Source organism: Hansschlegelia beijingensis (genome assembly GCF_045505405.1).
GTDB classification, from domain to species: domain Bacteria; phylum Pseudomonadota; class Alphaproteobacteria; order Rhizobiales; family Methylopilaceae; genus Methylopila; species Methylopila beijingensis_A.
In genome coordinates this window covers 1-9787 of sequence record NZ_JBJKEX010000095.1, presented here as the reverse complement: position 1 = coordinate 9787, position 9787 = coordinate 1, and the positions used below count along the sequence as shown (strand labels likewise).

The following is a 9787-nucleotide window of genomic DNA, read 5'->3' as shown; positions in this document are numbered from 1 at the left end:
ATTGCCAGCTGACGGTGCCGACGCCCACCAGCACGGCGTCCGCCAGGGCGCGAAGCCGGTGCAGGTGGGCGTCGGCACCGTCAGCTGGCAATCGTCCGCGCAGACCGTGCCGACGCCCACCAGCACGGCGTCCGCCAGGGCGCGAAGCCGGTGCAGGTGGTCGAGCCCGCAAGGCCCGTTGATGAGCGCGGAGCCGCCGCCGAGCGTCGCGATCCGTCCGTCCAGCGACTGGCCGAGCTGCGCGAGCACGAGAGCCTCGGGCCTCGCGACCGGCAGCATCATCCGGCACAGCGGGTGGTTTTCGAGAGAGGCAGGGACGACCGCGCCCTGCCGTACGGCTCTGACCGCGCCCCAGGCGGCGGCGTCATCGGGCGGGAGCGGAGCCGCTCCGCCGGACGGACTGATCATGCGTCTTCTCGCTCGAGCGGGGGCGAAGCGCAGGGAGCTGCCCCGCACGAGATAGCGGAGCCGCGGCCCGCCGCCAGTGCGCGCCCCCTCCTCCGAGCGGAGGATTGAGAAACCCGCGACGGTCTGCGCCGTTGACGGGTCGTGGCCGCCATGATCCGTGCGGCGGCGAACGGGGCGTGGAGGGCATATGAGCGACGCGGACAAGCAGGCCGGATCACTGGACGCGCTTTTTGAGGGCTATCGCCGCTTTCGGCACGAGGCCTGGCCGGATCTCCAGCGCCGGTACGAGAGCCTTGCGCATGGCCAGGCGCCGAAGGTGATGGTGATCGGCTGCTCCGACAGCCGGGTCGACCCGCAGCAGATTCTCGGCGCCGCTCCGGGCGAGCTGTTCGTGCTTCGCAACGTCGCCGCCCTGGTGCCTCCCTACGCGCCCGACCAGGCCCATCACGGCGCCAGCGCCGCGATCGAGTTCGCCGTCCGGGTTCTCGGGGTGCGCAGGATCGTCGTGCTCGCGCACGCCGGCTGCGGCGGCGTGAAGGCGCTGTTCGACGGCGCCCCGCCGGAGGTGTCGGACTTCGTGGTGAGCTGGATGGGGATCGCCGACCGGGCCAGGTCCGAGGTCGATCCCGCGCTCGAGGGCGAGGAGCGCAGCCGCGCCGGCGAGCAGGCCTGCGTTGGCGTCACGATGGAGAACCTGATGAGCTTCCCCTGGATCCGCGAGCGGGTCGAGCAGGGCGAGCTCGCCATCACGGGCATGCATTTCGGCGTGGCGACAGGCTGTCTCCGCTGTAGAGACGACCGCGGCCTCTGGGCCGACGTGCCGGCGAACTGACGAATTCTGGAGAGGAAATCCCGATGACCGACCTGATTTTCCGCACGGGCGAAGCGACCGTGCTGGCCGTGGAAGGCCAAGCGACCGACGCCATGCCCGAGATCGTGATCGGAGCGGTCGACGGCCCGGTCGGGACCGCCTTCGCCTCGATGCTCGGCCAGTCGGTCGGCCATACGCGCATGTTCGTCGTGCGAGACCTCAACCAGACCGTGAAGCCGGCGACCATCATGACCAGCAAGGTCACGATCCAGAGCGCCGAATATGTCGATCTGCTCGGCGGCGTGGTTCAGGCGGCGCTCGGCGACGCCGTTCTCGACAGCGTGATCGAAGGCGTCATCGCCAAGGATCTCTGCGACAAGATCTGCATCATCATGACGGTGTGGCTCGACCCCCGCTGCGCCGAGGACCCGAACGTCGACAAGAAGGACCTCTACCGCACGAACTACGAGGCGACGAAGCTCGCAATCAAGCGCGCCATGACGGGCGAGCCGACGATCGATGAGCTGATCGCCAATCGCAAGACCGTAAAGCACTACGCGCTGGACGGCGTGATCGACTACTGAGCCGGCGCAGGTGGTAAGCTGGAATTAACGGTCCCGGGCGCCCTGTCGCGCCATGCGGATGGAGGCCACCTCGTACAGCTTGCCCCGGTGGCGCTTCACGCGCTGGCTGACCGACGCCGGCCCGGACGTGCCGGAGGACATCAGGCGCGCGCTTGTCGCGAGCCTGTTCGGGACGCTGCCCATTTTCGCGGGCGGCGTCCTCAACAGCCTGCTGGTGTCGGGCCTTCTGGCGCTTCGGCTCCAGACCGCCCCCTTCATCATCTGGTTCGTGTCCGAGCTGCTGATCTGCGGAGCGCGGCTGGTCGTGCTGCTGAGCGCGTTCAGGCTCGCCAAGGAAGGCCGCGACACCCCGACCGATCTCTACCTCTGCCTCGGGATCTTGTGGGCGGCGAGCGTCGGCTACGGCGCCTTCATGTCCCTGCTCAGCGGCGACTGGGTCGTGGCCACCATCGCCTGCATGTCCGCCGGCGCCATGATCGGCGGCATCGCGTTCCGTAATTTCGGGGCGCCCCGGCTCGCGGCGCTGATGATCGCCCTCAGCCTCGGCCCCACCGTGCTGGCGGCGCCATTCTCCGGCGAGCCGATCATGCTGCTGACGGTGATCCAGATCCCGTTCTACCTCGTCAGCATGCGGCTCGCCGCCTACAAGCTCAACGCGCTGATGGTCGCCACCATGCAGGCGGAGCGCGAGAACGACCGGCTCGCCCGACACGATCCGCTGACCGGGCTCTCCAATCGAGCCGGCCTGCTGCGCGAGATGGAGGCGCGCGGCGAACGTCGCGCCGCCCTGCTCTACCTCGATCTCGACGGCTTCAAGAGCGTGAATGACGGGCATGGCCATGCGGCCGGAGACGAGCTGCTGAAGGCTGCGGCCGATCGCCTCCGCGGCCTGCTCAGGGCCGGTGACGTCGCCGCGCGCATCGGCGGCGACGAGTTCGTCATCATCGCTCTCGGCGTCGACCGCAGGCAGGCGCCGGCCTTCGGGGAGCGGCTCATCCGCGAGCTCGGCGCTCCCTACGAGATCCAGAGCGGCCTTCTGGTCCGCGTCGGCGTCAGCGTCGGCGTGGCGCTCGCGCCTGACCATGGCGAGGACGTCTCGGAACTGCTCGACACCGCCGACGACGCGCTCTACCGGGCCAAGACGGCCGGCAAGTCACAATGCGTCGTCGCCACGGCTGCGGTGCGATGGGGCGCTGGCCGGCATCCCGCGCCCGCAGCCGGGCGAAGCAACGGCTTCGTCAGCTAGAACGAGACTTTCGGCGGCGCGTGGTTCTCCTGCGCGGTCTCGAAGGTCGCCATGGGCTTCGCCTCGGGATAGAGCCAGGCCGCGATCCAGCGCCCGGGGATCGTGCGAAGCTCGGTGTTGTAGGCCTGGACCGCCTGGATGTAGTCGCGGCGCGCGACCGCGATGCGGTTCTCGGTGCCCTCGAGCTGCGACTGCAGCGCCAGGAAGTTCTGGTTGGACTTCAGGTCCGGATAGTTCTCCGAGACCGCCAGAAGCCTCCCCAGCGCGCCCGAGAGCTGCGCCTGAGCGTCCTGGAAGCGCTTCACGGCCTCGGGGTCGGAAAGCTTGCTGGCGTCGATGGTGACCTGCGTCGCCTTGGCGCGCGCCTCGACCACCTCGGTCAGCACCTTCTCCTCCTGCCGGGCGAAGCCCTTCACGGTCTCCACCAGGTTGGGGATCAGATCGGCGCGGCGCTGGTACTGGTTCTGGACATCGCTCCAGCGCGCCTTCGCCTGTTCCTCGAGGGTCGGCACGTTGTTGACGCCGCAGCCGGCGACCGACAGCGCAAGGCCGGTGAGCGTCAGCGCCGCGAACATGCGGATGGCGGGCGCGGTGAGCGAGAGCCTCATGGCGTCGTCCTTTCTGGGCCCGTAGGCGGGCGGGAGCGGCGTTCGCGAAGGTCCGCCTTCGGGCCTGATTGTCAAGCCGCCAGGGCGGAGGACCGGACCTGCGTCTCGAAGCGCTCCAAAATCCGCCGCAGACGTTTGCAACTCATAGGGCTGTTCACTTATATCACCCCCATGAGCGGCCGCGGATCGGGACTTTTTGCGCTGACGTCGGAGGCCTTCGCGGGTCGCTCCGACCACGTGCGCCTGCCGTCCCGCTTCCACGCGCGTCTGTCGGCGATCACGAGCCGACTCGGGAGCTGACGTCCTGCGCCGCCAGCGCAGCCCAACTCCTCCCCCACGCTCCCAACGACCTAGAGGCGCTCAATGTCCGCCGCCCCCAAGACCCTGTACGACAAGATCTTCGACGACCACGTCGTCGACCGCCAGCCGGACGGCTCCGTGCTGCTCTACATCGACCGTCACCTCGTGCACGAGGTGACGAGCCCGCAGGCGTTCGAAGGGCTGCGCGCCACCGGCCGCAAGGTCCGCGCGCCGCACAAGACGCTCGCCGTCGTCGACCATAACGTGCCGACGTCGAACCGTTCGCTGCCGAACCCTGACCCGGAAAGCGCGGCGCAGATCGCCGCGCTGGCCGAGAACACGCGCGAGTTCGGCGTCCAGTATTACGACGCCTTCGACAAGCGGCAGGGCATCGTCCACGTCGTCGGCCCCGAGCAGGGTTTCACGCTCCCGGGGACGACGATCGTCTGCGGCGACAGCCACACCTCCACTCACGGCGCGTTCGGCGCCCTCGCGCATGGCATCGGGACGTCCGAGGTCGAGCATGTGCTCGCGACCCAGACGCTGATCCAGACGAAGGCGAAGAACATGCGCATCGTCGTCGACGGCAAGCTGCCGGAGGGCGTCGGCGCGAAGGACGTGATCCTCGCGATCATCGGCGAGATCGGCACCGCGGGCGGCACCGGCCACGTCATGGAGTACGCCGGCGAGGTGATCGAGAACCTCTCGATGGAAGGCCGCATGACGGTCTGCAACATGTCCATCGAGGGCGGCGCCCGCGCCGGCATGATCGCGCCGGACGAGAAGGCCTACGCGTTCCTCAAGGACCGGCCGATGGCTCCCAAGGGCGAAGCCTGGGACGCGGCGCGCCGCTACTGGGACACGCTGAGGACCGACGAGGGCGCGCATTTCGACCGCATCGTCCGGCTCGACGGCGCGAACCTGCCGCCGATCGTCTCCTGGGGCACCAGCCCGCAGGACGTGGTCGCGGTCACCGGCGTCGTCCCGGACCCCGATGCGGCGGCCGACGAGGGCAAGCGCGCGGCGATCCAGCGGGCCCTGGCCTATATGGGCCTGACGCCGGGCGCGAAGATCACCGACATCGCGATCGACCGCGTCTTCATCGGCTCCTGCACCAACGGGCGGATCGAGGATCTGCGGCAGGCGGCCAGGATGATCGAGGGCAAGACCGTCAACGGCAACGTCAACGCCATGGTCGTTCCGGGCTCCGGGCTCGTGAAGGAGCAGGCGGAGGCCGAAGGCCTCGACCGGATCTTCAAGGCCGCCGGCTTCGACTGGCGCGAGCCCGGCTGCTCGATGTGCCTCGCGATGAACCCGGACAAGCTGGCGCCGGAAGAGCGCTGCGCCTCGACCTCGAACCGCAATTTCGAGGGCCGTCAGGGCTTCCGGGGCCGCACGCACCTGGTCTCCCCCGCGATGGCGGCGGCGGCGGCTGTCGCCGGCCGCTTCGTCGACATCCGCGAGTGGCGGTGACCATCTGAAACGCGGGAGCCTCGTCTTCGGGGCTCCCGACGGATCGCGGCGCCCAGCATGTCCCTGCGTATCATCCCCCGGCTACAGGCGAGCGACGCGTCGCGTCTGGCGCCCCTGATGGCGGCTTATTCGGGAGCGCTTCTTGCAAGCGAGCCCGGGGCCCCTGACGAAGCCTACGCGGCGAAGCTGATCGCCGAGCCGATGGTGGGGATCGCGGGCGCCGAACTCGACGGCGCGCTCGTCGGCTTCGCGCTCTATTACGACCTGCCGGAGGCGATCTCCGGCAGGCGCGCCGGTCAGTTGGACGACCTGTTCGTCGACGCCGCCTGCCGCGGCAAGGGCGTCGCCCAGGCCCTGATCGCCTGCCTTGTCGACGAGGGCGCGGCGCGCGACTGGGTCCACCTGCGCTGGATGGTCCCTGAGGCGAATCCGGCGGCCGCGCTCTACGACCGCATCGCCGAGCGGGCGCCGTGGCGAAACTATGTGATCAGGATAGACCGCTCCGTCGACTGGTGAGGCTCACCAGTTCCGGCACACCTCAACGGGGCGATCGCCGCGCCTGCCGCGCTCCCAAGCGAGCCGGCAAATGAGAGACGGCCTCATTTCATAGTGCAGCCACGGGGTGGTCCGCACGTCGAGGCGGAAGTTCACCGGCCTGATCAGCGTCTGCTCGTCCGACACGATCGTCCGCGACCGATGAACCCGCTCGCCATATGCGCGCTCATACGGGAGGTCCGCCGCAAAGGCCGACGACGCCCCGCCGATCGCGAGCGCCGCCGCCAGTCCCGCCTGCCACCGCTTCATCGTCATTCCTCCGAACCGGGCGATCTCGCCGACCCGGTTGGGAGTTAGCGCGCCGCGCGGACCTGAGAAGTGGCCCCTCGGCTCACCAGCGCTCGCGGCAGGTTTCGATGCGCCGGCTATGCGGGCCAAACGGTCCCCATTCGCGCACATAGGTGACGCGGCAGACGCGTCGCGCCGGGCGCGGGGCGTAGTAGACGCGGGCCGGACGTGCGTAATAGACCGGTGGGCGATGGTGGTAGCGCGGCCCGTCATACTCGATGTAGACGCCGGCCGTCGCGGGCGCGGCGGCGAAGCCAGCCGAAAGAACGGCGGCCGAGAACGCCAGTGCGAGAGCTTTCATCGCAGGTCCCCTCAACGAGATGCGCGCTCTCCAACCCGGAGCGCACGCCCGGCGGAGGCTCGGCCTCTCAAGAGGCTCGGCTCGCCGCCTGATCTTCATCCTTGAAGAGGTTGATGGCGAAAAATCGACTTCTAATGGGATTCTGAATACTCGGCCCGCCTTAATAGTTTACGGGTGATCTACGCCGAATAAAAAGAGCCCGGCGCTTGCGAGCGCCGGGCTCTTTATCGATCAGGCTCGCCTGGCGTCAGCGAACGTAGATGCCGATGCCCGGACGCGGAGCCGGACGGTAGTACGGCCGCGGACCCGGACGATAACGGCGCTCCACGACGCGATCGCGGCTCCAGCGGCGGTCGGCGCGGTCGCACTCACGGGTCGTCACGGTGCGCTTGACGCCGTTCCTCCAGACGGTCTTGCGGACCGTGCGGCAGGCGACTGCGTTGGTGGCGGCCGGCGCGACGATGGTGGCGTGCGTGGCGATCGGCGCAGCGCTGGCGGGGGCCGCGGCGAAGACGCCGAGGCCCACGGCGAGCGCGGCGGCGGAGAGAAGAGCAGTCCTCATCAACGTCTCCTTGTCCCTCGGGTCGGAGCCGAAAGACGCCGACCTCAGGCTTGATCTATGGCTTGGCAGGGATGAACTCGCCGTTACGGCGGCGTTCACGCGACGTTCATTGGCAAAGCACTGGGCGCGCCTGCATGTAAGCGGTCGACCCCCGGGCCGCGCGCGGACGCACGACTTGTCGCGATAACGCGACGGGATAGGATTGCGTTCCATACCGGCCTCCACGACGGCGCAGGGTACGAGACGTGGATTGGACTGACCTTCCCGCTCCGGACCTCGCCGACATCGAGCGCCTCGCGGAGGAGGGTTTCGCCCGGCTTCCGCAGGAGTTCAGGGCGCTCGCGGCGACGGCGGTGATCCGCGTCGACGATTTCCCCACCGAGGAGGTTCTGGCCGAGCTCGGCGCGGAGAGCGAGTTCGACCTTCTCGGCCTCTTCACCGGCGTCGGCCTCGCGCATGCGGACGCCATTCCTCGCACCGGGCAGATGCCGAACGTCATCCACCTCTACCGGCGACCGATCCTCGACTATTGGGCCGAGCACGAGGAGAAGCTCGGGGCGATCGTCACGCATGTTCTGGTCCATGAGATCGGCCATCATTTCGGCCTGTCGGACGAGGACATAGATGCGATTGAGGCCGCCGCGGCCGCGGAGGCTTGATCGCCCGGCCGCGCGACGCCACCTTCAGTCGACCGCCGAGGAGACCCGACATGGCCGCCGACAGCGCCTCGTCCGACGAGGCCCGCGTAAAGCGTGACTTCTGGCCGACGGTGAAGCGCGTCGCGCGCAGCATCCCGTTCGCCGAGGACGCGGTCGCCGCCTATTACTGCGCCTTCGACCGCGAGACCCCGACCCACGTCCGGGCGACGCTGCTCGGCGCCCTCGCCTATTTCGTGCTGCCGCTCGACGCCCTGCCGGACTTCGTCCCCCTGATGGGCTTCGCGGACGACGCCAGCGTGCTCGCCGCGACCCTGGCGCTGGTTCGGACCCATCTCAACGACCGCCACCGCGAGGCGGCGCGGCGCACGCTCGCGGACAAGGAATTCGGCTGAGCGTGGCTCGGCCTCCGTCCGACGATCGGCTCATTGCGGCGCCGCACACGTCCGCTAAAGACTGTGCGGGGCGCGGCCAAGGCTGACGCCTCCCTGTGCGAGGCGGAGCGCGAGATGCCCGACAAACCCTGGCTGTTCCGGACCTATGCGGGGCATTCCTCCCCGGTCGAGTCGAACAAGCTCTACAAGTCGAACCTGGCCAAGGGTCAGACCGGGCTGTCGGTCGCCTTCGATCTCCCGACGCAGACCGGCTACGACCCGGACCACGTGCTGTCGCGCGGCGAGGTCGGCAAGGTCGGCGTCCCGGTCTCGCATCTCGGCGACATGCGCACCCTGTTCGACGGCATTCCGCTCGAGCAGATGAACACCTCGATGACGATCAACGCGACCGCGGCCTGGCTGCTTTCGCTCTATGTCGCGCAGGCCGAGGAGCAGGGGGCGGACCGCTCGTCGCTGCAGGGCACCACCCAGAACGACATCATCAAGGAATATTTGTCGCGCGGGACCTACGTGTTTCCGCCCGCGCCGTCGCTCCGGCTGATCCGCGACGTCATCCTCTTCACCACGAAGGAGATGCCGAAGTGGAACCCGATGAACGTCTGCTCCTACCACCTGCAGGAGGCGGGAGCGACGCCGGTTCAGGAGCTCGCCTACGCGCTCGCGACCGCGATCGCCGTCCTCGATGAGGTGAAGGCCACCAACCCGAGCGAGGAGGCGTTCGGGCAGACCGTGCAGCGCATCTCGTTCTTCGTGAACGCCGGGATGAAGTTCATCACCGAGATCGCGAAGATGAGGGCCTTCGTCGACCTGTGGGACGAGATCACCCGCGACCGTTACGGCGTCACCGACGCCAAGTCGCGCCGCTTCCGCTACGGCGTGCAGGTGAACTCGCTGGGGCTCACCGAGCAGCAGCCCGAGAACAACGTCTATCGCATCCTGATCCAGACGCTCGCCGTCACCCTCTCGAAGGACGCGCGCGCCCGGGCCGTGCAGCTCCCGGCCTGGAACGAGGCGCTCGGCCTGCCCCGGCCATGGGACCAGCAATGGTCGCTGCGCGCCCAGCAGATCCTCGCCTACGAGACCGACATCCTCGAATACGAGGACATCTTCACCGGCTCCAAGGTGATGGACGCCAAGGTCGAGCAGCTGAAGGAGGAAGCGCGCGCGGAGCTCGCCCGCATCGACGACATGGGCGGCGCGATCGCGGCCGTTCAGGCCGGCTACATGAAGGGCCGCCTCGTCGAGTCCAATGCGCGCCGCCTCGCGGCCATCGAATCCGGCGAGCAGATCGTGGTGGGCGTGAACAAGTTCCAGTCGACCGAGCCCTCTCCGCTCTCCACCGGCTCCGACTCGATCCAGGTCGTTCCCGAGCATGTCGGCGCAGAGGCGGTCGAGCGGCTGAAGGCCTGGAAGGCCCAGCGCGACGAGACCGCGGTCGCGAAGGCGCTCGCCGAGCTGGCCGCCGCCGCCCGCGAGGACCGCAACGTCATGGAGCCCTCGATCGCCGCCGCCAAGGCCGGCGTCACCACCGGCGAATGGGGCGCGACCCTGCGCGGCCGACGCCGGTCGGGGCTCGGTACTCGCCGAAGATCTCGCGCAG

The 9787-nt window shown here is 68.9% G+C and carries 13 protein-coding genes; 8 read left to right on the top strand and 5 right to left on the bottom strand.

From position 1 onward, the window contains the following. The coding region (locus ACIKT0_RS08325) for a RibD family protein (RefSeq protein ID WP_407104901.1) at nucleotides 1–282 on the bottom strand (282 nt) is incomplete at its 3' end. 313 nt (nucleotides 283–595) lie between these two features. Here ACIKT0_RS08325 and ACIKT0_RS08320 point away from each other — a divergent pair. The 3 genes from ACIKT0_RS08320 to ACIKT0_RS08310 are packed head-to-tail and all read left to right on the top strand — an operon-like array spanning nucleotide 596 to nucleotide 3049. Further along, entirely contained in the window at nucleotides 596–1240 is a 645-nt protein-coding gene (locus tag ACIKT0_RS08320; RefSeq protein WP_407104900.1) for a carbonic anhydrase, read from the top strand. Between the two features lie 23 nt (nucleotides 1241–1263). Beyond that, nucleotides 1264–1803 carry a formaldehyde-activating enzyme gene (gene fae / locus ACIKT0_RS08315; protein ID WP_407104899.1) on the top strand — a complete coding sequence of 180 codons (540 nt, stop codon included), beginning with the start codon at nucleotides 1264–1266 and terminating at the stop codon, nucleotides 1801–1803. A gap of 52 nt (nucleotides 1804–1855) precedes the next feature. Continuing rightward, nucleotides 1856–3049 carry a diguanylate cyclase gene (locus tag ACIKT0_RS08310; protein ID WP_407104898.1) on the top strand — a complete coding sequence of 398 codons (1194 nt, stop codon included), beginning with the start codon at nucleotides 1856–1858 and terminating at the stop codon, nucleotides 3047–3049. Here ACIKT0_RS08310 and ACIKT0_RS08305 read toward each other — a convergent pair. Beyond that, nucleotides 3046–3657, bottom strand: coding sequence for a LemA family protein (locus tag ACIKT0_RS08305; protein ID WP_407104897.1), 612 nt, complete (start codon nucleotides 3655–3657; stop codon nucleotides 3046–3048). The genes ACIKT0_RS08310 and ACIKT0_RS08305 overlap by 4 nt on opposite strands. A 363-nt stretch (nucleotides 3658–4020) precedes the next feature. Between ACIKT0_RS08305 and leuC the strand changes: the two genes are divergently transcribed. Both leuC and ACIKT0_RS08295 read left to right on the top strand, forming a co-directional pair. Further along, complete coding sequence (leuC, locus tag ACIKT0_RS08300) at nucleotides 4021–5430, top strand: 3-isopropylmalate dehydratase large subunit (protein WP_407104895.1); 1410 nt, start codon at nucleotides 4021–4023, stop codon at nucleotides 5428–5430. Between the two features lie 57 nt (nucleotides 5431–5487). Continuing rightward, nucleotides 5488–5946 (top strand): GNAT family N-acetyltransferase, encoded by a 459-nt coding sequence (locus ACIKT0_RS08295; RefSeq protein WP_407104894.1) that lies wholly within the window; start codon nucleotides 5488–5490, stop codon nucleotides 5944–5946. A 3-nt stretch (nucleotides 5947–5949) separates the two neighbouring features. Here the strand turns inward: ACIKT0_RS08295 and ACIKT0_RS08290 are convergent, their stop codons facing one another. The 3 genes from ACIKT0_RS08290 to ACIKT0_RS08280 form a co-directional block, all read right to left on the bottom strand. After that, nucleotides 5950–6234 carry a hypothetical protein gene (locus ACIKT0_RS08290; RefSeq protein WP_407104893.1) on the bottom strand — a complete coding sequence of 95 codons (285 nt, stop codon included), beginning with the start codon at nucleotides 6232–6234 and terminating at the stop codon, nucleotides 5950–5952. An 82-nt stretch (nucleotides 6235–6316) separates the two neighbouring features. Then, the gene (locus tag ACIKT0_RS08285; RefSeq protein WP_407104891.1) at nucleotides 6317–6574 is read right to left on the bottom strand and encodes a hypothetical protein; all 258 of its coding nucleotides are present in this window, start codon (nucleotides 6572–6574) and stop codon (nucleotides 6317–6319) included. 247 nt (nucleotides 6575–6821) lie between these two features. Then, on the bottom strand, nucleotides 6822–7136 hold the full coding sequence (locus ACIKT0_RS08280) for a hypothetical protein (protein ID WP_407104890.1): 315 nt from the start codon (nucleotides 7134–7136) through the stop codon (nucleotides 6822–6824). Nucleotides 7137–7381: 245 nt separating this feature from the next. On the opposite strand from ACIKT0_RS08280, the gene ACIKT0_RS08275 reads away from it, so the two are divergent. The 3 genes from ACIKT0_RS08275 to ACIKT0_RS08265 all read left to right on the top strand — a co-directional run. Then, nucleotides 7382–7795, top strand: a complete 414-nt coding sequence (locus ACIKT0_RS08275) for a metallopeptidase family protein (protein WP_407104889.1) — start codon at nucleotides 7382–7384, stop codon at nucleotides 7793–7795. Nucleotides 7796–7845: 50 nt separating this feature from the next. After that, nucleotides 7846–8187 carry a YkvA family protein gene (locus ACIKT0_RS08270; protein ID WP_407104887.1) on the top strand — a complete coding sequence of 114 codons (342 nt, stop codon included), beginning with the start codon at nucleotides 7846–7848 and terminating at the stop codon, nucleotides 8185–8187. A gap of 114 nt (nucleotides 8188–8301) precedes the next feature. Beyond that, the coding region (locus ACIKT0_RS08265; protein WP_407104886.1) for a methylmalonyl-CoA mutase family protein at nucleotides 8302–9787 on the top strand (1486 nt) is incomplete at its 3' end.